Source organism: Tateyamaria sp. Alg231-49 (genome assembly GCF_900143535.1).
Lineage (GTDB): Bacteria > Pseudomonadota > Alphaproteobacteria > Rhodobacterales > Rhodobacteraceae > Tateyamaria.
Genome location: NZ_FRFA01000005.1, coordinates 87391 through 110454, shown reverse-complemented (window position 1 = coordinate 110454; position 23064 = coordinate 87391). Strand labels below are relative to the sequence as shown.

Genomic DNA, 23064 nt, shown 5'->3' with positions numbered 1-23064 from the left:
AGAGGCTCTATCCCGGCCAGCGTTTGCCCAGAACACCCGCCACCTGCTGTTCCTCAACCACTTTGCGGTAGTGTTTCATGCTGTGATCCTGGCCAAAGACGGACCGCCGTGCGCGTGCCTTATGGACATGACCCATATGGAAGAACGATGGCGGCAGATCGCACACCTTGTCATCGTCCCGATTGATACACAGGCACAGTTTAGAATGCTTGATTGCCCCGCGGTTACGCCTTGGGCGCGGTGAGGCAAATCCGATGCCGGGCACGCCATATGTGCGTACAAGGATTTGTGTGGCTGCAGCGCCCAGTGAATGTCCGATGATGTACTTGGGTCTCAGCTTTTCCCGCTCCAGCCATGCATAGATCATCTGTGCGTGTCGCAGAAATCCCTGATGCCAGACGGTTCCCGACGCTCCGGTTTCAGTATGCGCGTCGTTCAGCCGGTATCGCTTTCCCCCGATGTTCAGGACCCGCAGGTTGAACTTGAGGTAGTCCGCCACCGAGTTCGATCCCGGTATCAGCAGGATATCACCCTTCAGGAACTGTGCTTGTACGTCGTCCTGATTCAATTCGTGGCGAATGGCCGTTGCGAGCGAAGGGTTGGCGCGCCCGGCATAAGAGGCTTCGGCCATCTGTGCGGCCAGTTTGATGTCGTAACTATGGGTCATGGCAATGTATCCGTTTTGAATAATTGCCACTATGACGCGAAAACGCTGACCTGAAAAGTAAGGTTAACCCAACCAATCCCGGATAAGGCCGGCCACGCGCTTTGGGTGCTGATGCAGCACCCAATGATCTCCATCCGGGATCGACACACGAGTGAGGTCGGGCACGAATTCCTCCAGCCCGGCGTTGGCTTCGGGCAGCAGGGCGGTGTCGCCTTCGCCCCAGATCAGCAGGTGTGGGCAGTAGACCATGAACCGCTCCAATGGCATGTCGGGCAGATCGATCGGCACGCCGGGGTCGGCCACAGCCAGAGGTGACGCGCGATACCAGTTGATCATGCCGCGCAGGCCCGATCGCCGCCACGCGGTCTTTTGCGCCTCCAGCACATCGCCCGTCAGCCATGATGTATCCATGTGCGACGAAAACATGTCCATGAGGCGGGAAAAATCATCAGCCTCCAGCACCGCGTCCGATTTTGGATTGCGCAGCTTGTTGATGTATTGCGAGGCCTCTGACTGCGCGCCCCCGGCAGCAATGGCGCGCTGAAACACGATTGGGTGCACGCCGTTTGCTACGATCAGATGGCTGACCAGATCGGGGCGGAACATCGCCAGCCCGTAAGCCACCGCCGACCCCCAGTCATGCCCCATGACGATAACCGGCTCCGAACCGATCAGGGCGGCCATATCGCCAACCAACGCCTCCATGGCATAGGCTTCTACTTCTTGCGGAGCATAGCTTGCGCCATAGCCGCGCTGGTCCGGTGCGATGCAGTGAAACCGGTCCGACAAAAGCAACGCCAGATCGTTCCATGCCCCGCCGTATTCAGGAAACCCGTGCAACAGCAGCATCTTGGGCAGTCCCTCGACCCCCCATTCGCGCACGGTAAAGGTATGCCCGTTCAATTCCTTTTCGGTAACGCGCATCATTCGCCTTTTTCCTTTGACTCGAACCGCAACCCTTTGGCGGTGCGCGGTGCAAAGCCTGTCCAATAGGAGTGATCTTCAGTCGGGTCCCCATCGTCGTCAAGTGCGACAACCCCATCTCCTGCATTCGGGGTCAGCGCCAGATAGTCGGCCATGTCGGTCTTTCCCTTCACATGCAGATCCATAAAGGCGGTCGCAAAGTGCTGAGCGATATTGTTCATGCGTGTCGTATCCCAGACCGCATCGGCGTAGTGCTCAAAGGGCGGAAAATCGAGCACCTCAGACGGCTCCCAGCTTTCGGCAGGTGCGGGCATCGGTGCGGCGGCGTTGTGGTTGGCATAGTCAAAGGTCAGCAGATGCCGATCCGTTCCGACGGCGCCCTCAAAGATACCGCGCATCGCTCCGTAGACTGACACGTCATCATCGCTGCCCGCCATCAGCATCAGAGGCACGCGCAACCCGGCCAGACCATCCGTGTCCCAGAACCCGGCATTGTTGCCCCAGGGGCCGATGGCGATCACCGCCTTGATGCGTGGATCCATCAGCGCCTCATGGCTGTCAGACCCGGCCAGATGCTGTTCGAGCAACCCGTTGGGCGTCCCCCAGCTCAACTCGGTCGAGGCTTGGGTTACGCCAGCCCCTCCGAAGATCAGAGCGCCGTAGCCCCCCATGGAATAGCCGATGACGCCAGTGTTCTCGGCGTCCACGATATCGCCCAACGGTCCGTCCAAGTTGGCCATGTGATCCACCACAAACGCCTGATCGAGCGGGCGGTTTAGTAACGTTGATCCGAACGCCCCCTGATCGGAATAGGTGCTGTCGGTGTGATCAATGGACACCGCCACATAGCCCTTGGAGGCGAGGTTTTCGCCCAGATGGCTCATCAGGTAGCGGTTCCCCGGATAGCCGTGGCTGATCACGATCAGCGGAAACTGCGCGCCACTGGCAGGCACCGCATCGCGCGCGGCACGCCCCGTCAGCGTCACCTCCGTCACCCCATCACGCAGCTTGGCGGTATAACTGCCGCCCTGCACCGTGCCGAGTTCTGCAGGATACCAAACCTCTAATGTCAGTGGGCGATCGTAGCGCGGCACGTTTTCGCCCTCTATGCCCAGCACGTCGATACTGTCCGGTATGGTAGCTGTCAGGGTCTGCACACCGATGGCAAACATGCCATAGGGCGCGAGCGCTGGCGCGTCGGGGCGGACCTGATCAATGGGATTGGCCAGCGCTGCAGTCGTCATGGCGGTGGCCAGAGTGGCGATGGCAGAGACAGGGCGGAGAGTCATGGTCTTCTTCCTTTACGGCTTGTCCAACGGCACAGTGCGCTGGAACATTCCCTCATTACGAGAAACATTGTGACAGAGCGCGGCGTTGGATCAAGAGATATCGACCGCACATGACATTGCCGTGCCGCCACTCAGTTTTGTTCACCATGGGGTTGAGGCGGCTCAAGTGCACCGCTACATCTGTTTCATGTTCATTTTACGCGCCCCTTGGCTGGCCTTTTGCCTAGTATTCATCCCGATCGCCGGTCAGGCGCATCCGCACGTGTTTATCGACACAACATTGCGGGCCGTTGTTGATGCAGATGGCACCTTCAAAGGGCTTGAGGTGGAATGGGCCTATGACGATTTTTATTCCCTCCTGATCTTTGCTGATCTGGGGATGGATTCGGATGGCGATGGCCGGTTGCGCGATGACGAAATTGCGCGTCTGGACGGCTTCGATCTGGAATGGATAGAGGGATATGAAGGGGACAGTTACGCCCGCCAAAATGGCGTACCCGTTGCGCTTGGAGCACCCGAGTCTCGCGGCACACGGGTTGAGGGCGGGCGCATCATCACAACCCACTTCCGCGCCGCCGAAGCGCCTGCGGCGGGTCTTGAGATCAAGGTGTTTGATCCCACGTTTTATACCGCCTACGCGCTCGTGGGGCAGGTCGACGTCGAAGGCCCGTGTACGGCGAGCATAGAAGCTGCAGACCTCGACGCCGCCTATACCAGCCTCGAAGAACTGCTTTATGCCACGCCCGAAGATCAGGCGACCGATTACTATCCCGAAGTGGGCGAATCCTTTGCGGATACGGTGATGCTGTCATGCGATTCTTGAGGATCGGCGTGGTTCTGGCCGCGGCGGGTGTTTTGCTGTGGCTGTTTGGATTTGGCGGAATGGCGGATCTTTCCCGCTGGGCCAACGGTCAACAACGCGAAACGCAAAATGCACTGGCCCAGGGCCTGCGCGCGGTGCGCGCGGGCGAGGCAGGCGCCTGGGCGACCTTGATGGGGCTCTGCGCGGCCTATGGTTTTTTTCACGCTGTCGGTCCGGGGCACGGCAAGCTGGTGATCGGTGGTTATGGCGCTGCCGCCCGGGTGACGGCATGGCGGCTTTCTGGCCTCGCACTTGCGTCTTCACTGGCACAGGCACTGGCGGCCATCCTGTTGGTTGGGGCAGGGGCCCTTGTGCTGGGGTGGAGCCGCACGCAGATGACAGATGCCGCCGATAAAATTCTTGCCCCCGCCAGTTTTATTGCCATTGCACTGGTTGGCGCGTGGCTGCTGATACGCGGGGCGCGGCGTGCGTATTCTACGTTTGCGGTTCACTCACATGACCACGCCCATGACCATTCTCACGGCCACGCGCATGCCCATAGCATTGATGCCGACGGAAATTGCGAAACATGCGGACATGCCCACGCCCCGACTGTGGAACAGGTTGAAGCCGTAACATCGTGGCGCGATGCCGCTGCCATCGTGTTTTCCATCGCCATCCGTCCCTGTACTGGTGCTGTTTTCCTGTTGATCTTATGTTTTGCGCTTGGGATTCCATGGGCGGGCATCGCTGGGGCACTGGTCATGGGGCTGGGCACAGCCAGCGTGACTATACTGGTCGCGATCGCTGCGGTAAGTGCGCGGACATCTGTGCTATCCGGCTTCAGCGGCGAGGGGACAGTGCGTGCCATGGCCCTCATCGAAGTCGTCGCCGGAGGCCTGATCGCGCTTGTGGCCACCGCGCTGGCCCTGCCGCTCCTCTGATCGAGCCGCACGCGGCCTCGGGATTAATATGGACTATTTGAAGGCTTTCCTTGCCCTGAAAGCAGGCGTAAGGAAAATCTATGGCCCTTTCGCACATGTCATATGCCGGACACGCCCGCGCGGTGGCTGTCCTTGGTCTGCCGTTGATCGGCGGGCACCTTGGTCAGATCGCCATTGGCTTGACCGATACCATCATGTTGGGCCGTTACAGTATCGAAGCTCTGGCCGCGATGACGACAGCTGGTTCGCTGTTTTTTGTGCTGTTCCTGATGGGATCAGGCTTTGCATGGGCGGTGATGCCCATGGTTGCCTCCTTCGATGCCGAAGGAGACGAGATTTCCTTGCGCCGCGCTACGCGCATGGGGCTATGGCTCAGTACCGGCTTTGCGGTCTGTGCACTGCCGGCGATGATCTGGTCCGAGACGCTGTTACTGGCCACAGGCCAAAGCGCACAGGTCGCCGCGGATGGTGCGGCCTATCTCAAAATCGCGGGCTGGGGGCTGTTTCCGGCCCTGATCGTGATGACGTTCAAAAGCTATCTGGCCGCGCTTGAGCGCACCCAGATCGTGCTTTGGATCACTCTATTGTCAGCCCTGACAAACGGATTGGCCAACTACGCCTTTATCTTTGGCAATTGGGGCGCACCGGAGTTGGGGATCGAGGGCGCAGCGATTGCGTCGGTGGCGACACAGATCGTCTCGCTCATTGGGATCATCGCTTACGCGCTTTGGGCTCTGCCAGAGCATGGCATCCTAGTGCGGCTTTGGAGACCTGACTTTGACATGCTGGGCCGGGTGTTTCGTCTGGGTTGGCCGATCGGACTGACCAGTTTGTCTGAAAGCGGGTTGTTTGCCGCGACGGCTTTCATGATGGGGTGGTTTGGCAATGTGGCGCTGGCGGCGCATGGGATCGCGCTGCAACTGGCCGCGATCACCTTCATGGTGCATCTCGGACTGGGCAATGTGGCCACCATTCGGGCGGGCAATGCCTATGGGCGGCATGACCTAAACCACATGAAGCGCGGTGCGCGGACTGTTATCGTGCTCAGCCTCGCGATGGCGCTTGCCACCATCATCGTGTTCCTGACCGTGCCCGAGGCGTTGATAGGCATCTTTATGGATGCAAACCAAGAGGCGCGTGCAGAAGTGGTGGCCATTGGGGTGGTCTTACTGGCGCTTGCAGCCCTGTTCCAACTGATGGACGGGGCACAGGTCGTGGCCCTTGGCCTGTTGCGCGGGGTGCAGGATGCCAAGGTGCCGATGGTGCTGGCGGCGATCTCCTATTGGGGGATCGGGATGCCGACATCTTACATTTTGGGCTATGTGACGGGCTGGGAAGGCGTTGGTATCTGGTTGGGTCTTGTGATTGGACTGGCCTGTGCGGGCGCGGCGCTGATGTATCGGTATTGGTATGTCATGGTGCCGAGACTGGCCGCTGGCGACGGGACCGACGCTGTTCCCGTCTCCTGACGGAGCCGGAAAGACGCCACGCCCGCCGCCCCAAAGGCGTTATTTTCCAGAGGTCAGCCTGTCGGCCTTTTTGCGCACCAGAACCGAGCGCAGGTCGTGCATCGCCAAAAGAAGCGCGTCCGTCACGTCCTCCAGTTGTTCTTCGCTCGCGCGTGACTGCGCCCATTGGGTGGTGAGGTTCAGATAATCCACCGCACGGTGAATGTCGTCGATGTCGCGATGCGCCAGCACATCCGCGCGCTCGGCCATCCACGCCTCGATCCGCGCAAGGTCCGCATCCGTCAACGCGCGATCCCCGTGCGGTTTGACCTCTCCATTGCGGATGTTGATCACCGCGATCTGGTCCATTTCGATCCGGCGCTGGCGGTTTTCGGTGTCCACACGAAATACCGCCGCCCCATTCTCGCGCACGCGAAAGTAATAGTCAGGGAGTTCGGTGCCCATGTGCCCTCGCTTATGTCAGTCCCGCACAGAAGGTCTGGATGCGGGTGCAGGCCTCTTTCAGTGCCTCGTCAGAGGTAGCGTAGCTGACACGGAAATTCGGCGATACCCCGAATGCCGCACCAAAAACGACCGCGACACCCGTTTCCTCGAGAAGGGCTGTGGCGAAAGCCTCATCATCCGTGATCAAAGCCCCGCCGGCACTTGTCTTGCCAATCAGACCCTTGAGCGATGGGTAAACGTAGAAAGCGCCTTCGGGCACCGGGCATTCCATGCCTTCGATTGCGTTCAGCATCTCAACCACCAGATTGCGGCGGCGCACGAACATTTCGTTGTTCGGGGCCAGGAAATCCTGAGGCCCGTTCAATGCCTCGACCGCCGCCCATTGGCTGATCGAACAGGGGTTGGACGTAGATTGCGACTGTACCTTGCGCATCGCCTTGATCAACGCTTCGGGTCCCGCGGCATAGCCAATACGCCAGCCTGTCATCGAGTAGGCCTTGGAGACGCCGTTCACCGTCAACGTGCGATCATAAAGCCCTGGTTCCACTTCGGCAGGGGTGCGGAATTGGAAACCGTCATAGGCCAGATGTTCGTACATATCGTCCGTCATCACCCAAACATGTGGGTGGCGCATCAGCACATCAGTCAGCCCCTTGAGTTCATCGTGGCTATAGCCCGCCCCTGTGGGGTTCGAAGGAGAGTTGAAGATCAGCCATTTGGTCTTGGGGGTGATCGCGGCCTCAAGCTGTTCAGGGGTCATTTTGAACGCGCTCTCGATCCCGCAGGACACGGTCACCGGCGTACCCCCGGCCAGTAACGCCATGTCGGGGTAACTTACCCAGTAGGGCGCCGGGACAATCACTTCGTCGCCCGGGTTCAGGGTGGCCATAAGCGCGTTGTAAAGGACCTGCTTGCCCCCGGTGCCGACGGTTACCTGAGCGGTGGTGTAGTCCAGATTGTTGTCACGCTTGAACTTGTCGACGATGGCTGATTTCAGCTCCGGAATGCCGTCCACGGCTGTGTATTTGGTTTTGCCAAGCGCGATGGCGACGACTGCGGCATCCTTGATCGACTGGGGCGTGTCAAAATCCGGCTCGCCTGCGCCAAGGCCGATCACATCACGCCCCGCCGCCTTTAATTCCGCTGCTTTTGTGGTCACGGCGATGGTGGGGGACGGTTTGACGCGGTCAAGCGTCGCGGAAAGGAATGTCATCTGGGCTCGTGCCTCGCTAAAAGGGTGTCGCGGCCTGTCATATGCGCGCGACCCGATGCGGGCAAGCGCTAGGCAACCCCTTCCGCAGTCAGACAAGGAAAATCGTCATGGATGATGCACTGGATTGGTACAGCGCGGATGCGGCAACCTTTGGGGATCGCGTCGCTGCGGCACGCGAAGCGGCAGGCATGACGCAGAAAGAATTGGCCAAGCGGCTGGGCGTGCGCGTTGCGACCATGCGCGCGTGGGAAGACGACCTGAGCGAGCCGCGCGCCAACCGCCTATCGATGATGGCGGGATTACTCAACGTATCGATGATGTGGCTGATCAACGGAGAAGGCGAAGGGCTTGCTGGCCCGGTTGATACAAGCCCAATGACAGATGAAACCCGCAACATCCTGACAGAACTGCGTGATTTGCGCGCTGACATGCTCATGAGGGCCGAACAAGTTGGGCGGTTGGAAAAACGGCTGCGCGCCACGCTGGACGTTCCAGTAAATGAGTGAAGAGCCACGGACCCACCGTCTCAAGCGGTTGCACATGCGGTCGATGCGGCGTGGGATCAAGGAGATGGACCTGATCCTGTCTGCCTACGCGGGCGCGCATCTGGAGGGCATGAATGACGCGCAGTTGGATACATATGACGCGCTCTTGAACGAAAACGATCAGGATCTGATCCGCTGGGTGACTGGACAAGAACCGGCGCCCGAAGAGCTGGCGGCGCTGATCAAAGACATATCGAAGACGTTTCAGGGCAAAAAACCGAGCGATTTCGACGTTTAACTGAATATTTCCGAATCGCGCGCATGTTCTGTCCCTGAGCAGACATGAGTTCGGAGAACGCGGATGAGTATTCAAGATCCTATCGGACAGCGCAAAGAGCTGGCAGATACATCACCGCGCAACGACGCGAGCTTTATGATTGGCTATCTCGAAGCTTTATCGCTGGTCGAACGGCTTCACAGGCTCTTGCTGGATGTGATCAAGGACGAATTCGAACGTGTCGGCGTGTTTGAGATCAATGCGGTACAAGCCCTGCTTTTGTTTAACATCGGCGACAACGAGGTCACCGCGGGCGAATTGAAAAGCCGCGGTTACTATCAGGGCTCGAACGTCAGCTATAACCTCAAGAAGCTGGTGGAGATGGGGTATATGCACCACCAGCGGTGCGAAATTGACCGACGCTCTGTTCGGGTGAAACTGACTGAAAATGGGCGCAAAATCCGCGATGTGGTTTCGGAACTGTTTCTGCGCCACGCCGATGGGCTGCAAGCCAAAGGCGTGCTTGGTCCGGAAGGTATTGTCGAGATCACCGCATCTCTCAAACGGATGGAACGATATTGGACGGATCAGATCCGCTATATCTACTGACCGGGAACGCGGGGCAGCGCCGCATTTGGGCTGGCCCCAAGGATCAACGTTTCCAATTCGCGCTCTAGCTTGCGCGCCATGGCAGCCGCGTAATCTTCAAATCCCAGCGCGGTTTCGACGAAACTTTCAGACCCCACAATCACCTCTTTGTGGAAATAGGCTGAAAGACCAGAGATTTCTGCCTGCCTGATGTCGCCGATGCTAGGGGCATCTGCCCCGATGACCAACGCATTTATAGTGATCCCGGTGGGTTCAATTTCTCGCTTGATGTCGACGGGGCGCGGACCAAGGTTCGACTTGCCATCCCCTGACAAATCCAGTGTCAGTTTCCAGCATTCTTTACGCTCATTTAAATGCGAAACGCCTTCGCGCATGGCCAAACCCAATGCAGTCCCCGGGGTCGCGTTACGCCGCTCAAGGCTGCGCAGCTGCCCGATGATCCCGTTTAGCACCTGCGGCCCTGTTACGGCTGTCCAGGGCAGTACAACAGTGGGATCTTCCGGCCCGCTCCATTCGTAAACCAACAGATAGACGGGTGTGTCCGGCATGATCATCAACGCCTGACGCACCTTGGCGCTGTCGAGTGCAGCCGCCAGCCCATCCATTTGTAACCGGTATTCCCGAGCATCGACAGAGCCTGACACATCAAGGCCAAGGGCCAACGCCTGCCGACACGCTGCTTCGCTCACCGTGCTCGACAGGCCGAGCGCGAGGGCAAGCACCAGGCCCCTCATCCTGCTTGCCGTGGGTCGGGCAGGGCGCCGATCACCGGAGGGGTCAACTCCCGCTCCAGCTTGCGGCGCATGGCGCGCTCGTAATCCTCAAACCCTTGCGCGACTTCCATGAAGGCGCCGGGCCCCTTCAAAACCTCGTTGCGGTAAAAATCGATCAACTGCGTTTCCGAGGTGAATTCAGCGGCGTTCACCACCAATCCGTTTACGGTGACGTCTTGAAACGCGAATTCCTTATAGGCCAGCCGGGGTCCAAACCCTTCGTTGTTTTGACCGTCGCCGGCCATATCGATGGTTTGATAAAGGCAGTTGGGCGCGCGGCGCAGCATTTCGGCCCCATATCCCAGCGCGTAGCCCATGGCGGTGGGAAATTCATTGTGACTGCGCTCGCTCGCGGCAATCGTTTCTGCCGCTGACAAAAGGGCTGCGGGTGAGTCGATCAAGGTCCACTCCAGCACAACCTCCTGATTATAACGGCCCGACCATTCATAAACAGCCAGCGCCACGGGTGCATCGACAGCAAAAAAAGCCGCGCGCACTTGCTGTGACGTCAACGCAGCCACCAGTCCGCCCCGTTGCAGCCGATCTTCGTCTGCATCGACTGACGACGACACGTCGAGCGCCAGCAACAAAGCCAGCCGACATGCCGCCGCAGGCGAGGCCGCGCCCAAAAGCACGGCCAATAGGGCGGCGGCCCTTACCAATGACCTGTGTTGCCCATGCTGGCCCAAGGCTCTGCTGGGGGCAGATCATCGCCGTCCTGCAGCAACTCGATCGAGACGTTGTCCGGTGAGCGCACAAAGGCCATATGCCCATCGCGGGGTGGTCGGTTGATCGTGACACCATTGTCCATAAGGTGCTGACACATCTCGTAAATATTGTCGACGCGGTAGGCGAGGTGACCAAAATGGCGACTGTCGCTGGGCAGGCCGTCGTCGCCATCCCAGTTGTAAGTCAATTCCACGGGGCACTCTGGCTGATCCGGCGGGGCCATGAACAATAGAGTGAAGCGACCGTTTTCGCTGTCGTAGCGCCGGGTCTCTTCCAATCCCAGCAGTTTGTAAAAGGCGATGGAGGCATCGAGGTCTTTGACCCGAACCATCGTGTGCAGGTATTTCGTGGGCATGTGTGCCGCTTTCTGTGTTTGTCAGGTTGTGAGACCTAACCTAACACGTCGCACCGGCAGGGCCAGCGCCTCTCAAAACTTTGATTGAATGCCGAACGTGATTGTCGTTTCGCTGATCTCGAACCGGTTCACGTTTGACGAACGCTGCCCCGTACGCAACTGCAATGTCGGTGCAAATCCGGCCACATCATAATCGGCAAAAAACAGCGAGATATCTCCGTAGATGGACTGGTCCTGCCGTCCGCCTTCAACCGGTCTGACCAACGTGTACACATTATAGTCGGTATAGCCCACGGTCAGACCTGTCGTGATCTGAACCGGGCCCACGGGTTTGCCAAAGGTGTAGCGGGCCTGCAAGCTGGCTGTTTGATAATCGGCGTTGATGTTGTCGCCCGTGACATTCTGCACTGTCAGCCCGATGTTGAAACGGTCTCCACCGGTCAGTTTGTGGCCAAAATTTGCTCCAAGCGTCACGACACTTGCGTCCAGCAGGGACGTGATCGTTGAGAGCCGCCGTTCTGCAACCCCAGTCAGCGACAGACGGCTGCGACCTGTCAGGCGGATATCGCGTCGTATGTTCGCCTTGGCAAAGTCATAAGAACGTTCCCCGCCAACCCAGCTTGCGCCAAGAGCTGCCCCCACACCCATCGCGTTGCCGGGCGCACCCAGTTTGAACCGGTGTTGTAAACCCAGTTCTGTGTAGGTAGATCCAAAGTCGCTGTTGGAGACATCGGGCGCGATGGCTTTGGCCTCGCCCGACAGATCTACGCGCCGCGTGTAAAACCGTGCCGTGGCGTCCGTCCGCGACGCCTGATTTGACCTCAGACGGTAGCGCAGCCGCGCATCAAAGACCGCGACCGTGCCGGACAAGGCGCGAGAACTGCCGCGGAAAAACCCCAAGGTCGGCACGCCGTTGATGACCTCAAGCACGTTGTCCGTGCCGCTGTTAACGTTGTCGGACGGCGCAATGGAGAAGTTGATGTCAAAACGCAGCGGGTTGGCGGCGCGGGCCCGGGCATATTCGCGTGCCACCAGCTTGTCCTGCTGCGGTGTGTCTGCATGGGTCGCGGCAATGCGCAACCACGCTTGTGATTGGGTGGGCCGGTCCTGGGCCGCTGCGACACTTGCGGCCGTGCGGGCGGCGCCAAACTTTTCTGCGTCGGAGTCCGAATACCGATAGGACAGGCGCGCCGCGGCCCGTGCCAGCTTCGGATCGTTCAGCCGGGAATGGGCCGCCGCCAGAACGGCATAGGCAAAGGGGTCTTCCGAATCCGCCTGAAGCAAGCCCATCGCGATCTGGCGCGCCAGCTCGAAATCGCCTGCATGAAGTGCTGCGCGGGCGACACTGCGGGCCTGGTTGAGGTTAAAGGTCGCCCCCGCCAAGGGTTTGACGTCCTGAGAGACAGCCACACTTGCCCAAAGCGCAAGTGCGGCTGCCAGAAGCGCGCGTTTCATTGCCGTTTAAGGCTGAAGGGCGTTGACACAGACCGGATCGGCGCTGCTGGCGTCACACAGGTCCAGAACAAAGACGCCGTACTCGATCTCGTTGTCGAGGTCTTCGGTAAAGTTCTCAATGAACGTGCCACCAGCGATCGCGTTTCCGCCGGGGCCACCGATGACTCCTGCAAAATCGCCGACATCATCGCCAACCGGATTGCTCGGGACCCCGCTGTTGGTATCGGAGGCATCAATTTCGATGTTTCCGCTGAACGTCCCGTCACCAGCCAACGCGCCTTCTACCAACACCAAGTCCGGCAAATCTGGCAGATCCGACGTCAATGTCAGAGAAGGGTTAAAAACAGCGGTCCGGTTATATATTTCACCCTCAACCTGCATGTCGTTGAGATCGACGTTCACAAACATCAACCCGGTGATGTAAGCGGTCTGTTGGGGACGGCTCACGTTCGGGTCAAGCGGGCCGGTGATCGGCAGCAAATCCGTTTCAGGACCGGGAAAGTTCAATCCGGCGGCATAGTTGCCCACATAGGTCACGTCAAACCGGCTGGCCGGGGTAGTTGGGGGCGTATAGCCTCCCGACGTACGTTCAAAGAACGAGCCACCAAAGAACTTGTTGAACTGACCGCCTGTCATAACAACACCGGCCTGCACACCATCGCGGCTGGCCACAAAGGCAGTTGCGTGACGCCCCAGCGGGTCGTTCTGACCGGTAAAGGTGACATATCCGGGGGCGAGTGTGGTCGCCAGCGCCGTGTAATCATTGACCAGCGGCACACCATCCTGCGTCAGGCCCGAGACCGTCAGCGTATTGGTATCCGCGTTGAAACTGATGCGGTCCAGATCGTTCAGGATCGATGCGGGCACCTCAGACGGCGTCGTGGTGGTGGGCGGCGTGGTGGTACCCACTTCGTCTTCAGTGAATGGATTGCCATCCCCGCATGCGACCAGCCCAAGGGCGAGCGCGCATAGTGCTGCTGTCCGTTTCATACCTGTCAAACCTTTTGCGGTTTATTTTTATGCCTCTTTGAGTGCCAGACTCTGCCTCAATCGGTCAAAAGTCAACGAATTCTTAAAGGTAGGCCGCAGACCTCACCCAGAACCGTTGCACAAAGCGCACCCTCATATAGTGGTTCACTGATCCCCATACACCAGATAAAGTGAACGTCTGATAGATTCTGTGGATAAAGGAGCCGCACAATGCCGCTGACCCCCGAACAGCTTGCCGAAATCGACGCCCTGCGCTCCAACCCGCAACCGACCTTGCGCGCCACCGTGCCCGGAATGGAGGCGCATCTCTATCACGCCCACCCCGTGCTTGATCACGGCTTTGTCCGCGTCATCGACTATATGGGGGACGATGCCGCCATCTGTCAGGCCGCCCGCGTATCTTACGGCAAAGGCACGAAGTCTGTTCAGAACGACGCGGGCCTGATCCGCTATCTCATGCGTCACTGGCACTCGACCCCGTTCGAGATGTGCGAGATCAAGCTGCACGTCAAACTGCCCGTCTTTGTTGCGCGCCAGTGGATCCGCCACCGCACCGCCAACGTCAACGAATACTCGGCGCGCTACTCGATCCTTGACCGAGAATTCTACATCCCCGAACCCGACGCACTCGCCGCGCAATCCGTGGTGAACAATCAGGGGCGCGGCGCCGTTCTGGAAGGGGCCGAGGCCGCCCGCGTGCTCGAAATCCTCAAGGCGGACAGCAACCGCGCCTATGACAACTACGAATCCATGATCTCGGACGAGGGCCAGGCGGGTCTGGCCCGAGAGCTTGCCCGCATGAACCTGCCCGCCAACATCTACACCCAATGGTACTGGAAGGTGGATTTACACAACCTCTTCCACTTCCTGCGCCTGCGCGCGGATGCCCATGCGCAGTACGAAATCCGGGTCTATGCCGACGCGATCTGCGAAATGGTGAAGGATTGGGTGCCTGCGTCTTACGCAGCTTTTGAAGACTACCGCATGGGTGGAGCAACTTTGTCCGCTACAGCTATTGCGTGTGTTCAGCGGATGTTGAAGGGTGAAGAGGTGACGCAGGAGAATTCCGGCATGAGTAAAGGTGAGTGGCGGGAGTTTATGGGGGTTATTAATCGCTGAAGTAGTTCACAAGATAATGCAAACCTAAGAGGCTGGAAACGACAAGTGAGCAAGAAATGAACATAAACCCAAAATACTGCGCCCAATCCAGTACCCAAACATATGATGTTAGGTATGATATGCTATTAAGTAAGATTTGAAAAAGGTCAAAAACTCCATTCGGTGAAATCAAAAACGCAGATAGCAAAATGCAATACCCAAAGAGAGCGGCAAGCATTTTTCTGCGCGTAACTATTTCTGCTCTGTGAAACACTCCGGCCCCTTGAATCGTATCGTCAAGGGCCCTTCCGGGAAAGGCAACGACTGCAGACAAAGCCGCTAGAAAAAAGCCGATCAACACGAAACCCGCAGACGAGACGTCGGACACGAAACTCGACGACACTAAAGTGGCGGATGTGTTGTTGGTCGTTTCCAGTGCTCGCTTTGCTGTTAGAGCAACGGCCAAAGCCAGCGGGTACCACCATTGAAAGTACCGAATATCCTTTCCAACTAAGGTCAAAAAAGTCAAACCAGACGTCAACAGAGTTAAGTTTGCAAACGCTCTAGGTGCTTTCATCTTCTGTGATGCAGCTTGCTAATGATTTTTGGCACCATTTCATCATGATGTTGTCCATACCATTGTGGCAAGGCGGAAGAAAAGCCCGATACCTTCTCTCGCTTAACAAATGCCTTTTCGAGCGGGCTCTCCACTTGCATAAATTCTGTCGTCTTTGTTTGGTCCTCCGGCGTTTTCACTGTGATGAAATAACGGGGTTCTCCTTCATCCTCTCCTCCGAATGTGTGTGAGAGGGCTTTGTTGATCAATGCTTCAACTGAACTAAAGTCGACCTTCTTGTTAATTTTCCATTTAGCGCTCTCTACCGCTTTTTTCACATCTGGAGCCTCCATTCTGTTAGAGGGTTCGTTATACTCGAGGCGATACTCAATCTCTTCAAATTGCCCTTCTTCCAACGCTTTACGAATGCTTTGCGCTTCATGCCCATAAATCCTAGGAACGGCTCTAGTTTTCTTTTCCTTTCGTTTCGGGTTCTTTGCACCAATATACGTGCGCACTATTGGATTTTATTTCAGTTTTGCCGTTATAAGCGCTTTAAAAGATGAGATGCTTACTCCTGGTACACTTTCCAAACCGAATATCGCATTGCTGGGCTGTTCACTATTTTCAACTACTAAATGTCCTGAGTAGGCGCCGGCCTCCTCTTGTGCTTTATCCTCTGTTCTAATTTCCTTTGTCGCCATATTTAGAAATGATGATGGAGGGATCGCAGTATCGGCGAAATAAAGCAAAGCAGTTTAGCCGTTGTTAGTAGTTCTATAGTCTAGAACCCCAAGTATTTTGGTTTCACCAGCATACTTGCTTTCAATGGTAAAGTTTGTCTCGAAGATGTCCTTAATAACATCCGAGAAGTCGATATCGATAAACAACTCATCTGGGGCTGATTTATTGTTTTTTGGGGCAGAAGCAAAGAGCTTTCCAATGATTATCCAGCGTTCTTTATTCGAAAGCGTCATATCCTGTACCGCGCAAATAGCTGTGATTGATTCTTTGATATTTCTAGTAGTACAATTTGACAAGTTGTTAATTGTTTTAGCTGATTATTAATTGCTTTAGATGAGGTGTTGCTAAATGCACGGAATCAAGGCCAAAGGCCGCCGTGCCAGCGCCGACCCGCCCCCCGGGGCGGCGCTACGTCTCCGCCAGCACTCCGCTGACCCATCACGCTACCATCACAACCATAAATCGCTGAAGCAAGACGGTCGCTGCGCCATCCCGCGGCCCGGCGCTGGCACGGCTCTACGCTCTGCATCACCCGGCCCTCTTATGCATCGCTGCGCGATACATTGCCGGGCGACGCGCCACCTGCGGTAACGCTGACTCCGCCCGTGATCGCCTCAAACGATCCGGGGGATCGTTTGTTGCTGCGCGCACCGGCGCTCACCCCACGCGGCGCTGAACAAACGGAGCAGGTCTGCACGCACAGAAACAACCCCGCCAGAGGCGAGGTCGCCTGCCTTTGATCAGTGACAGTGGCTTTAACGCGACGTCTCAAAGCAGCTTGAGATCGCCCGCCATTTCCCGTCCGTCGCGCCCTTCGAGCATCTCAAAACTGACTTTTTGATTGTCAGCCAGACCCGTAAGCCCAGAGCGTTCTACAGCTGAAATGTGCACAAAAATATCTTTCCCGCCATCGTCAGGGGCGATAAATCCGTAGCCTTTTGTGGTGTTGAACCACTTCACGGTGCCAGTTGGCATGGTCCGTGCCTCCTTTTGCCTTGCAGTCAGTCCCGCGCATGCGGGGTCCGTTTGTACACCCGTTTGCCTGTTCGTACTTAGAACAACCGGTGCACACTTCATCAGTTCGCCCTTTGATCTTGAAAATCAAGGTGGGGGGGGTGCAAAGCAGGGGCAGTGCTGCTTAATTCAACGAAAAAGTGATGGATGGTTATGGAAATATACGGTTTGAAAACCTGCGACACCTGCCGCAAGGCGATCAAGGCCCTGCCTGAGGCGCGCTTTGTCGACGTGCGCAGCGAGGGCGTACCAGAGCCTGTGATGGCGGCGGCACGGGCGGCTTTTGGGGATGCCCTTCTTAACACCCGGTCCACCACGTGGCGTGGTTTGTCCGAGGCAGAGCGAGCGGTTGATCCGGCGGACCTTCTCAAAACCCATCCGGCCTTGATGAAACGCCCGCTGATTGCTGACGGCGATGCGCTGCATCTGGGGTGGACCAAGGACGTTCAGGACGCCCTTGGCGTTGGTTAAACCTCGCGCGGGGTGAGGGCCCTGTCAAAGGACAGTGGGCCGGCCCCCTTGATCACCAGCACCAGCAGCAAGAATACCCACAATGCGCGTTGGTCCATGATCAGGCTGCCTGAGGGCGCATCAAACCATGCCCCAAGCACCAGCCCGTCGCCCAATTTGTCGTGCCCGTTAAGGTCGGTGAGCGACTGCACCACGATAAACCCGATCATCCCCACTGACGCCAGTCGCGTCAGTAGCCCGATGATGATCAACAGGGGCAGGACGAATTCAGCCACGGTGCCTGCGGTCACCACTGCCCAGTGATAGAAGCTCAGTTGCGTGACGTCATAGCCCACGTTCTCCATCACCTTGGGAAAGATTTGCGCATAGGCCCCAAGCGAGGGTTGAAAGATGCCAAACAGGCCGTCGCCAACCTTGGTCAGGCCAGACACCCAGAAATACACCGCCAGAACGGCTGCAAACAGGAACCGCGCGAGGGTGGGAAGGATCCATTCAGCCCGCTCTAGCGGGGCGAACAGGGCGATATAAAAGCGCGTAAGGGCAGTCATTTGATCATTCCTTTGGGGTCGTGAAGTCGGCAATTGCATTGTGTTGGATCAACAGGCTCAACACTGTGGTCAGGTCGAAATCTGGGTCGCTTGCGCAGGCTGTGTCTTGCGCTTGGGCCAATGTGGCCCCCGACTTGACTTGGGTCAGCCACGCCGCCTGGGCTGGGTCAAGCGCGTGGGGTTCGGGGTCAAAAGCCGCGCGTGTGATCAGCGCGGATTGCGGCGTCGCACGCGGTTTGTCCGCCCCTTCAACCGTGTTGAACCGCCAGATATCAACCAACGGCCAGCGGGATGGCACAAGCTGAACTGGCGCAGCCAGCAAAAAGGTCGAGGCCATCAAAGCCTCAGGCGAAACGGCACCCAATCGCGCCGCGTCAAAGCTCGGCGGATCAGCCGCGTGGTAAGACTTGCGCAACGCCAGTTCCAGACGCGCAACATCCGAAAGGTAGCCGATATGCGCCAGCGGCGCGAAGTCGTCGAGGAAGCTGGGCAGTGCCTCGCCATAGTGCATCATGAGCGGCGAGTTGGGCGGATGCGCGCGGACAAACACCCGCGCCAGTTGGTCAAAGTTCTGATCGCCCAGCAGCTTTACCAGCACCGGAAAGGCGGTGCGCAGCGCCTCGGTCAGTGCCACCGTCACGTTGTTGCGGTAGACGTCAAAGCGTTTCGTCGCCGGATTGCCTTGCGCATCCTGCAAACCGGCAGGCGCGGCTGACTCTGGATCAAGCAAAGCGGTTCGAAACAGGGATTGCATACCTGTCATCTTTGGCTAGCCGGAGACATGCGCGGTGAGTGCTTGGGCTGCGCGGTCTGCTTCGGCGCGCAGAGTTGCCCAATCGGGCACATCATTGTCCCATTCCACAAGCACTGGGGCAGGGCCCGTCAATGCGAGGGCGTATTCGAGTAGGGCCCAAACCGGATCGGCCGTTTCGCAGCCGTGACTGTCAATCAGCAAGGGTGAACCATGTTCGTCAGCGTCTTCTGCATGACCGCCAACGTGAATTTCCCTAACCGCAGAAAGAGGATAGGTGTCAAGATATCCCTGAGGCGTATAGCCAAGGTTGGTTGCAGAGATGAACACGTTGTTCACGTCCAGCAGCATGCCGCAGCCTGTTTTGCGCACCAGTTCGGATAAAAACTCTGTCTCGCTCATCGTGCTCTCTTCGAACGCGAGGTAACTGGATGGGTTTTCCAAAAGCATCTGACGACCAAGAACGTCTTGGACCTGATCGATGTGTTCGGCGACCCGGGTCAGCGTGGCGTCGGTGTAGGGTAGGGGCAGCAGGTCATCCAAAAACTCGGCCCCATGCGTCGACCAGGCAAGGTGTTCAGAAAAGCTGGCGGGCTCCAGCCAATCGACAAGGGTTTTTAAGCGGGTAAGGTGGTCCGTGTTCAAAGGGTCCTCACCACCGATGGAGAGGCCAACGCCGTGAACGGACATGGCAAAGTCGGGGCGCAAGGCACGCAACTGTGCATGTGGCCGTCCGCCATCGCCCATGTAGTTTTCTGCGTGAATTTCCAGCCATTTGACCGGGCCGGGATCGGCGCGCAGGTCAGTGAAATGTTGGGCTTTGTATCCTACTCCGGGGGCGGCGGGCAGGCGACGTGCGTCTTGTGTCGCATCCAGCATGATGTGGCCTTTCCAGAGTGGGGATTCCGCGCCCCACGCGTAGTCGGCGGGGCGCAGTTGTTTGCGAATTACGCGATGCTTATGCGGGCAGGTCGCGGTCCAGTTCTTCGAGCGAACCGGTGCGCGCTGTGCCGTCTGCCATGGCGGGCAGTTCGATTTCGGCGCACGTGCCTGCATCGACAAGCGTCCATGCGTTACCTTGATAGTCGGTCACGGACGTGCCCGCGCATGTTGTGCCGGGGCCGGCGGCGCAGTCGTTTTCGCCAGCCAGCGAAACGCCATAGCATTTTTCTTTGCCAGCGGCCTGCGCCTGCGTTGTGGTTTGCGCAGCCAGTGCTGCGGCGACGGCACCGGCGATGGCAACAGATTTCATTGTTGTAGACATGTTCAAGCTCCCTTTAGGACTGGTCAGTTGTAACCGTTGATACCCATTGAGTAGGGCACTTCGCCGCCAGATTACCACTCACAGCAGCGTGAGTCACAGACCCGTGAAACGATGTCAGGATTTGGGCCCATTTTGACATAAAACAGGCCCAAATGTTGCAGTTTTCGCTTAGCGCTGGTCCGGTGGGGTCGCGTCATGTGACAATTCCCCAATCAGATCATCCAACGGTTGAACGCTGGTCTGCTTTTGGCCAAGGCGCCGCACGGTGACGGTGCGCTCTTCGACCTCGCGCGCTCCGACGGCCAGAATAACGGGCACTTTGCCAACCGAATGTTCGCGGACCTTGTAGTTGATCTTTTCGTTGCGAATATCGGCCTCGGCGCGGATGCCCGCGGCGCGCAGAGCAGCGACAACTTCGGTCACGTAATCATCTGCATCCGAAATGATCGATGCGACAACAACCTGACGAGGCGCCAGCCAGAACGGCAACTTGCCCGCGTGTTCCTCGATCAGGATGCCGATGAAACGCTCGAACGACCCAAGACAGGCGCGGTGCAGCATAACGGGGCGGTGTTTGGCACCATCGGCACCAATATAGGTCGCATCCAGCCGCTCGGGCAGCACAAAGTCGACCTGATGGGTTCCGCATTGCCAGTCACGCCCAATTGCGTCTGTCAGAACGAATTCAAGCTTGGGGCCATAGAATGCGCCTTCTCCGGGGTTCAACTCGGGCTCGATCCCGGCGGCACGGGTGGCGCTCAGCAGCGCTTCTTCGGCCTTGTCCCAAATCTCATCCGACCCGGCACGCGCTTCGGGCCGGTCCGAAAACTTCACCCGGAAGCTCTCAAAGCCAAGGTCTTTGTAGATCTGGGTTAGGTAGTCGATGTAGATCGCGGTTTCTTCTTCGATCTGGTCTTCGCGGCAAAAGATGTGCCCGTCGTCTTGGGTAAACCCGCGCACGCGCATGATCCCGTGCAGCGCACCGGATGGTTCATAGCGGTTGCAGGACCCGAATTCGGCCATGCGCAACGGCAAGTCGCGGTAAGACTTGAGGCCCTGATTGTAGACTTGCACGTGGCAGGGGCAGTTCATGGGCTTGAGCGCGTTGACCGCCTTTTCCCGGGCATGGTCCTCGTCCACTTCGACGATGAACATATGCTCTTGATACTTTTCCCAGTGGCCAGACGCCTCCCACAAGCGGCGGTCTACAACTTGCGGAGTGTTCACCTCAACATAGCCGCCCTGGCGCTGTTTGCGGCGCATATAGTCCTGCAATTCGGTATAGATGGTCCAACCGTTCGGATGCCAAAAGATCTGGCCCGGTGCTTCTTCCTGCATGTGAAACAGGTCCATCTCGCGGCCCAGTTTGCGGTGGTCGCGTTTCGCCGCTTCCTCAAGCATGTTGAGGTGCGCGCGCAGCTTTTCTTTGCCGGTGAAGGCAACGCCATAGATGCGTTGCAGCATCGCCCGGTCAGAATCGCCGCGCCAATAGGCGCCTGCGATGGACATCAGCTTGAATGCGTCGCCTGGTACTTGACCGGTATGTTGCAGGTGTGGGCCACGACACAGGTCTTGCCAGTCGCCGTGCCAGTACATCCGCAAAGGTTCGTCGCCCGGAATGGCGTCGATCAATTCAACTTTGTATGGCTCTCCCCGGTCTTTGTAATATTGGATCGCGACGTCCCGTTCCCACACCTCAGTGCGCACGGGGTCCCGTTTGTTGATGATCTCGCGCATCTTCTTTTCGATGACGCCAAGGTCTTCGGGGGTGAAGGGTTCAGTGCGGTCAAAGTCGTAATACCAGCCATCCTTGATGACGGGGCCGATGGTGACTTGAGTGTCGGGCCAGATTTCCTGCACGGCACGGGCCATGATGTGCGCCAGATCATGGCGGACCAACTCGTTGGCCTGTTCTTCGTCGGCCATGGTGTGGATTGCGATTTGGGCATCTGCATCGATCGGCCAGGCCAAATCCCAGTGCTGACCATTCACAGTCGCGCTGATCGCTTTTTTGGACAGGGATTTCGAGATGCCTTCTGCGACGGCGGCGGGGGTGATCCCGGCCTCGTAGTCGCGCGCATTGCCATCGGGGAAAGTAAGAGAGATTGGGGCCATATCGGCACTCCTCGTCAGTTTGGCGCCCACGGAACGCCCGGTTGCGGGTTATGTGTGGCGCGGGATGTGGCAGCGCGGAGCGCGGGCGTCAAGTCCGCGGGAGTGATCAAAAGGAGAATTACCGCTGGCTGCGTTTTGATTGCGACAGCGGGTAAGGTTTGCACAGTATACCATCGCGTGCTGAAAAAACGACTTTTGCGGGGCGATTTACGACACTTTGCTCTGGACCTTCGCTGCGAAACTCCTATTTTGCGATCAAGTTCACCATCGGAAATTTCGGATCGCAAGAGGAACGCGCAGTGCCCAAGTACAATACGACCTTCGAATTGACTGTCTCTGAGCTCGACTTGATCGAAAACGCGCTTCGACGCGCCGAACTCGCTCAGACACAAGCGGACCTTAAGGCTGGTGGATCAGAGGATGATGTCCGTGAGATCCACGAATTGTTGGGCAAGCTGCACAATCAAAAGACATTCTATCGCCCCGCTAAGGGGACCTATGTGGGTGGCTGATCGAGCGTCATTAGAAACCTTGGATTTGACCCGTCGCGGCGAATGAACCCGCGCCGTTCGTAAAATGCAGCAGCGTCGGCGTTCTCGGGATGTGTGCCCACAGTGATGCCCTGACATCTGAGATTTTTGCAGTGAGTGATGGCCGCGTTGATCAATGCGCAGCCAAGACCCGATCCGCGATGCGCGTCCCTGACAAACAAGTGGTGCATGTCCATGCCCCGGACGCCCGTTTGCAACTGTCCACGGGGCAAAAGAGCCGTGTAGCCGAGCAGGCAGTCGCGCTCTCCCGCCGCCACCAAAACATGAAACCAGGGGGCCATGCCCAAAACGTCTCGGGCAAGGTGGGACGGGTTGATGTCAGGCACATCGCCATGATGCGCCGCCAGAGCGCAGATCATATGATGCAGTTGTGGCAGGTCTTTTTCCTGCACAGGTCGAATGTTTGTGGTCATGTTGTGCGCTCCTCTGCACGCGGCAGAGTGTTTGCACATATCACCACCGCGGTTGCGGCGGTGGGTTCAGGTCAGATGTCAGACACGGGCCACGGCACGCAAGGTATGCGAGCG

The 23064-nt window shown here is 57.9% G+C and carries 28 protein-coding genes; 9 read left to right on the top strand and 19 right to left on the bottom strand.

All coding sequences use genetic code 11. The features are described from left to right. Positions 1 to 7: 7 nt before the first annotated feature. The 3 genes from DHN60_RS09520 to DHN60_RS09510 form a co-directional block, all read right to left on the bottom strand. Positions 8 to 667, bottom strand: a complete 660-nt coding sequence (locus DHN60_RS09520; RefSeq protein ID WP_159089162.1) for a hypothetical protein — start codon at positions 665 to 667, stop codon at positions 8 to 10. A gap of 63 nt (positions 668 to 730) precedes the next feature. Further along, a complete protein-coding gene (locus DHN60_RS09515; RefSeq protein ID WP_108837281.1) occupies positions 731 to 1591 on the bottom strand; it encodes an alpha/beta fold hydrolase in 861 nt (286 codons plus the stop codon). Continuing rightward, complete coding sequence (locus DHN60_RS09510) at positions 1591 to 2880, bottom strand: dienelactone hydrolase (protein ID WP_108837062.1); 1290 nt, start codon at positions 2878 to 2880, stop codon at positions 1591 to 1593. The genes DHN60_RS09515 and DHN60_RS09510 overlap by 1 nt, the downstream gene beginning before the upstream one ends. Positions 2881 to 3067: 187 nt before the next feature. Between DHN60_RS09510 and DHN60_RS09505 the strand changes: the two genes are divergently transcribed. From DHN60_RS09505 to DHN60_RS09495, 3 genes are all read left to right on the top strand, one after another. Continuing rightward, complete coding sequence (locus DHN60_RS09505) at positions 3068 to 3703, top strand: DUF1007 family protein (protein WP_108837280.1); 636 nt, start codon at positions 3068 to 3070, stop codon at positions 3701 to 3703. Then, the gene (locus DHN60_RS09500; RefSeq protein ID WP_108837061.1) at positions 3691 to 4626 is read left to right on the top strand and encodes a nickel/cobalt transporter; all 936 of its coding nucleotides are present in this window, start codon (positions 3691 to 3693) and stop codon (positions 4624 to 4626) included. The genes DHN60_RS09505 and DHN60_RS09500 overlap by 13 nt, the downstream gene beginning before the upstream one ends. 80 nt (positions 4627 to 4706) lie before the next feature. After that, positions 4707 to 6095, top strand: a complete 1389-nt coding sequence (locus DHN60_RS09495; RefSeq protein WP_234423588.1) for an MATE family efflux transporter — start codon at positions 4707 to 4709, stop codon at positions 6093 to 6095. A 39-nt stretch (positions 6096 to 6134) separates the two neighbouring features. On the opposite strand, the gene DHN60_RS09490 is transcribed toward DHN60_RS09495, so the two are convergent. Together DHN60_RS09490 and DHN60_RS09485 are read right to left on the bottom strand one after the other, a co-directional pair. Next, positions 6135 to 6539, bottom strand: a complete 405-nt coding sequence (locus DHN60_RS09490; RefSeq protein WP_108837060.1) for a hypothetical protein — start codon at positions 6537 to 6539, stop codon at positions 6135 to 6137. 10 nt (positions 6540 to 6549) lie between these two features. Further along, positions 6550 to 7752 carry a pyridoxal phosphate-dependent aminotransferase gene (locus tag DHN60_RS09485; protein ID WP_108837059.1) on the bottom strand — a complete coding sequence of 401 codons (1203 nt, stop codon included), beginning with the start codon at positions 7750 to 7752 and terminating at the stop codon, positions 6550 to 6552. Between the two features lie 107 nt (positions 7753 to 7859). Between DHN60_RS09485 and DHN60_RS09480 the strand changes: the two genes are divergently transcribed. From DHN60_RS09480 to DHN60_RS09470, 3 genes are all read left to right on the top strand, one after another. Beyond that, positions 7860 to 8258, top strand: coding sequence for a helix-turn-helix transcriptional regulator (locus DHN60_RS09480; protein WP_108837058.1), 399 nt, complete (start codon positions 7860 to 7862; stop codon positions 8256 to 8258). Then, entirely contained in the window at positions 8251 to 8535 is a 285-nt protein-coding gene (locus DHN60_RS09475; RefSeq protein WP_108837057.1) for a succinate dehydrogenase assembly factor 2, read from the top strand. The genes DHN60_RS09480 and DHN60_RS09475 overlap by 8 nt, the downstream gene beginning before the upstream one ends. Positions 8536 to 8598: 63 nt before the next feature. Next, positions 8599 to 9123: a MarR family winged helix-turn-helix transcriptional regulator gene (locus DHN60_RS09470; protein WP_108837056.1), complete on the top strand. Its 525-nt coding sequence runs from the start codon at positions 8599 to 8601 to the stop codon at positions 9121 to 9123. Here the strand turns inward: DHN60_RS09470 and DHN60_RS09465 are convergent. From DHN60_RS09465 to DHN60_RS09445, 5 genes are all read right to left on the bottom strand, one after another. Next, positions 9117 to 9845: a DUF1194 domain-containing protein gene (locus tag DHN60_RS09465; RefSeq protein ID WP_306415989.1), complete on the bottom strand. Its 729-nt coding sequence runs from the start codon at positions 9843 to 9845 to the stop codon at positions 9117 to 9119. The genes DHN60_RS09470 and DHN60_RS09465 overlap by 7 nt on opposite strands. Positions 9846 to 9853: 8 nt before the next feature. After that, positions 9854 to 10558 (bottom strand): DUF1194 domain-containing protein, encoded by a 705-nt coding sequence (locus tag DHN60_RS09460; RefSeq protein WP_108837054.1) that lies wholly within the window; start codon positions 10556 to 10558, stop codon positions 9854 to 9856. Further along, the gene (locus DHN60_RS09455; protein ID WP_108837053.1) at positions 10552 to 10980 is read right to left on the bottom strand and encodes a VOC family protein; all 429 of its coding nucleotides are present in this window, start codon (positions 10978 to 10980) and stop codon (positions 10552 to 10554) included. The genes DHN60_RS09460 and DHN60_RS09455 overlap by 7 nt, the downstream gene beginning before the upstream one ends. A 72-nt stretch (positions 10981 to 11052) precedes the next feature. Then, positions 11053 to 12435 (bottom strand): M48 family metallopeptidase, encoded by a 1383-nt coding sequence (locus DHN60_RS09450; protein ID WP_108837052.1) that lies wholly within the window; start codon positions 12433 to 12435, stop codon positions 11053 to 11055. Between the two features lie 6 nt (positions 12436 to 12441). Further along, the gene (locus tag DHN60_RS09445) at positions 12442 to 13425 is read right to left on the bottom strand and encodes a hypothetical protein (RefSeq protein ID WP_108837051.1); all 984 of its coding nucleotides are present in this window, start codon (positions 13423 to 13425) and stop codon (positions 12442 to 12444) included. A 210-nt stretch (positions 13426 to 13635) separates the two neighbouring features. Between DHN60_RS09445 and thyX the strand changes: the two genes are divergently transcribed. Continuing rightward, positions 13636 to 14544 carry an FAD-dependent thymidylate synthase gene (gene thyX / locus DHN60_RS09440; RefSeq protein WP_108837050.1) on the top strand — a complete coding sequence of 303 codons (909 nt, stop codon included), beginning with the start codon at positions 13636 to 13638 and terminating at the stop codon, positions 14542 to 14544. Here the strand turns inward: thyX and DHN60_RS09435 are convergent. From DHN60_RS09435 to DHN60_RS09420, 3 genes are all read right to left on the bottom strand, one after another. Then, positions 14534 to 15100, bottom strand: a complete 567-nt coding sequence (locus tag DHN60_RS09435; protein ID WP_108837049.1) for a hypothetical protein — start codon at positions 15098 to 15100, stop codon at positions 14534 to 14536. The two genes, thyX and DHN60_RS09435, sit on opposite strands and share 11 nt — an antisense overlap. Beyond that, positions 15097 to 15597 (bottom strand): hypothetical protein, encoded by a 501-nt coding sequence (locus tag DHN60_RS09430; RefSeq protein WP_108837048.1) that lies wholly within the window; start codon positions 15595 to 15597, stop codon positions 15097 to 15099. The genes DHN60_RS09435 and DHN60_RS09430 overlap by 4 nt, the downstream gene beginning before the upstream one ends. 994 nt (positions 15598 to 16591) lie before the next feature. Beyond that, entirely contained in the window at positions 16592 to 16798 is a 207-nt protein-coding gene (locus DHN60_RS09420) for a cold-shock protein (RefSeq protein ID WP_108837046.1), read from the bottom strand. 192 nt (positions 16799 to 16990) lie between these two features. Between DHN60_RS09420 and DHN60_RS09415 the strand changes: the two genes are divergently transcribed. After that, positions 16991 to 17308, top strand: coding sequence for an arsenate reductase family protein (locus DHN60_RS09415; protein ID WP_108837045.1), 318 nt, complete (start codon positions 16991 to 16993; stop codon positions 17306 to 17308). On the opposite strand, the gene DHN60_RS09410 is transcribed toward DHN60_RS09415, so the two are convergent. The 5 genes from DHN60_RS09410 to thrS all read right to left on the bottom strand — a co-directional run bounded on the left by DHN60_RS09410 (position 17305) and on the right by thrS (position 21986). Further along, positions 17305 to 17856 (bottom strand): DoxX family membrane protein, encoded by a 552-nt coding sequence (locus tag DHN60_RS09410; protein WP_108837044.1) that lies wholly within the window; start codon positions 17854 to 17856, stop codon positions 17305 to 17307. The two genes, DHN60_RS09415 and DHN60_RS09410, sit on opposite strands and share 4 nt — an antisense overlap. 4 nt (positions 17857 to 17860) lie before the next feature. Continuing rightward, positions 17861 to 18610 (bottom strand): DNA-binding domain-containing protein, encoded by a 750-nt coding sequence (locus DHN60_RS09405; RefSeq protein ID WP_306415988.1) that lies wholly within the window; start codon positions 18608 to 18610, stop codon positions 17861 to 17863. A 15-nt stretch (positions 18611 to 18625) separates the two neighbouring features. Then, on the bottom strand, positions 18626 to 19486 hold the full coding sequence (locus DHN60_RS09400; RefSeq protein WP_108837042.1) for a DUF692 family multinuclear iron-containing protein: 861 nt from the start codon (positions 19484 to 19486) through the stop codon (positions 18626 to 18628). A 79-nt stretch (positions 19487 to 19565) separates the two neighbouring features. Next, positions 19566 to 19871, bottom strand: coding sequence for a DUF2282 domain-containing protein (locus tag DHN60_RS09395; RefSeq protein ID WP_108837041.1), 306 nt, complete (start codon positions 19869 to 19871; stop codon positions 19566 to 19568). A 168-nt stretch (positions 19872 to 20039) separates the two neighbouring features. Further along, positions 20040 to 21986, bottom strand: coding sequence for a threonine--tRNA ligase (gene thrS, locus DHN60_RS09390; protein WP_108837040.1), 1947 nt, complete (start codon positions 21984 to 21986; stop codon positions 20040 to 20042). Positions 21987 to 22285: 299 nt separating this feature from the next. Between thrS and DHN60_RS09385 the strand changes: the two genes are divergently transcribed. Beyond that, the gene (locus DHN60_RS09385) at positions 22286 to 22498 is read left to right on the top strand and encodes a hypothetical protein (protein WP_108837278.1); all 213 of its coding nucleotides are present in this window, start codon (positions 22286 to 22288) and stop codon (positions 22496 to 22498) included. On the opposite strand, the gene DHN60_RS09380 is transcribed toward DHN60_RS09385, so the two are convergent. Further along, positions 22483 to 22950, bottom strand: coding sequence for a GNAT family N-acetyltransferase (locus tag DHN60_RS09380; protein ID WP_159089161.1), 468 nt, complete (start codon positions 22948 to 22950; stop codon positions 22483 to 22485). The two genes, DHN60_RS09385 and DHN60_RS09380, sit on opposite strands and share 16 nt — an antisense overlap. Between the last annotated feature and the right edge of the window lie 114 nt (positions 22951 to 23064).

What these genes read in the sequence shown, in the direction of transcription:
- DHN60_RS09450 (WP_108837052.1), bottom strand. Translation starts at nt 12,435, where the DNA reads ATGAAACGCGCGCTTCTGGCAGCCGCACTTGCGCTTTGGGCAAGTGTG.
- thrS (WP_108837040.1), bottom strand. Translation starts at nt 21,986, where the DNA reads ATGGCCCCAATCTCTCTTACTTTCCCCGATGGCAATGCGCGCGACTAC.
- DHN60_RS09520 (WP_159089162.1), bottom strand. Translation starts at nt 667, where the DNA reads ATGACCCATAGTTACGACATCAAACTGGCCGCACAGATGGCCGAAGCC.
- DHN60_RS09500 (WP_108837061.1), top strand. Translation starts at nt 3,691, where the DNA reads ATGCGATTCTTGAGGATCGGCGTGGTTCTGGCCGCGGCGGGTGTTTTG.
- DHN60_RS09420 (WP_108837046.1), bottom strand. Translation starts at nt 16,798, where the DNA reads ATGCCAACTGGCACCGTGAAGTGGTTCAACACCACAAAAGGCTACGGA.
- DHN60_RS09435 (WP_108837049.1), bottom strand. Translation starts at nt 15,100, where the DNA reads ATGAAAGCACCTAGAGCGTTTGCAAACTTAACTCTGTTGACGTCTGGT.
- DHN60_RS09480 (WP_108837058.1), top strand. Translation starts at nt 7,860, where the DNA reads ATGGATGATGCACTGGATTGGTACAGCGCGGATGCGGCAACCTTTGGG.
- DHN60_RS09515 (WP_108837281.1), bottom strand. Translation starts at nt 1,591, where the DNA reads ATGCGCGTTACCGAAAAGGAATTGAACGGGCATACCTTTACCGTGCGC.
- DHN60_RS09490 (WP_108837060.1), bottom strand. Translation starts at nt 6,539, where the DNA reads ATGGGCACCGAACTCCCTGACTATTACTTTCGCGTGCGCGAGAATGGG.
- DHN60_RS09470 (WP_108837056.1), top strand. Translation starts at nt 8,599, where the DNA reads ATGAGTATTCAAGATCCTATCGGACAGCGCAAAGAGCTGGCAGATACA.
- DHN60_RS09415 (WP_108837045.1), top strand. Translation starts at nt 16,991, where the DNA reads ATGGAAATATACGGTTTGAAAACCTGCGACACCTGCCGCAAGGCGATC.
- DHN60_RS09475 (WP_108837057.1), top strand. Translation starts at nt 8,251, where the DNA reads ATGAGTGAAGAGCCACGGACCCACCGTCTCAAGCGGTTGCACATGCGG.
- DHN60_RS09455 (WP_108837053.1), bottom strand. Translation starts at nt 10,980, where the DNA reads ATGCCCACGAAATACCTGCACACGATGGTTCGGGTCAAAGACCTCGAT.
- thyX (WP_108837050.1), top strand. Translation starts at nt 13,636, where the DNA reads ATGCCGCTGACCCCCGAACAGCTTGCCGAAATCGACGCCCTGCGCTCC.
- DHN60_RS09505 (WP_108837280.1), top strand. Translation starts at nt 3,068, where the DNA reads ATGTTCATTTTACGCGCCCCTTGGCTGGCCTTTTGCCTAGTATTCATC.
- DHN60_RS09400 (WP_108837042.1), bottom strand. Translation starts at nt 19,486, where the DNA reads ATGCTGGATGCGACACAAGACGCACGTCGCCTGCCCGCCGCCCCCGGA.
- DHN60_RS09380 (WP_159089161.1), bottom strand. Translation starts at nt 22,950, where the DNA reads ATGACCACAAACATTCGACCTGTGCAGGAAAAAGACCTGCCACAACTG.
- DHN60_RS09485 (WP_108837059.1), bottom strand. Translation starts at nt 7,752, where the DNA reads ATGACATTCCTTTCCGCGACGCTTGACCGCGTCAAACCGTCCCCCACC.
- DHN60_RS09410 (WP_108837044.1), bottom strand. Translation starts at nt 17,856, where the DNA reads ATGACTGCCCTTACGCGCTTTTATATCGCCCTGTTCGCCCCGCTAGAG.
- DHN60_RS09495 (WP_234423588.1), top strand. Translation starts at nt 4,707, where the DNA reads ATGGCCCTTTCGCACATGTCATATGCCGGACACGCCCGCGCGGTGGCT.
- DHN60_RS09510 (WP_108837062.1), bottom strand. Translation starts at nt 2,880, where the DNA reads ATGACTCTCCGCCCTGTCTCTGCCATCGCCACTCTGGCCACCGCCATG.
- DHN60_RS09405 (WP_306415988.1), bottom strand. Translation starts at nt 18,610, where the DNA reads ATGCAATCCCTGTTTCGAACCGCTTTGCTTGATCCAGAGTCAGCCGCG.
- DHN60_RS09395 (WP_108837041.1), bottom strand. Translation starts at nt 19,871, where the DNA reads ATGTCTACAACAATGAAATCTGTTGCCATCGCCGGTGCCGTCGCCGCA.
- DHN60_RS09445 (WP_108837051.1), bottom strand. Translation starts at nt 13,425, where the DNA reads ATGAAACGGACAGCAGCACTATGCGCGCTCGCCCTTGGGCTGGTCGCA.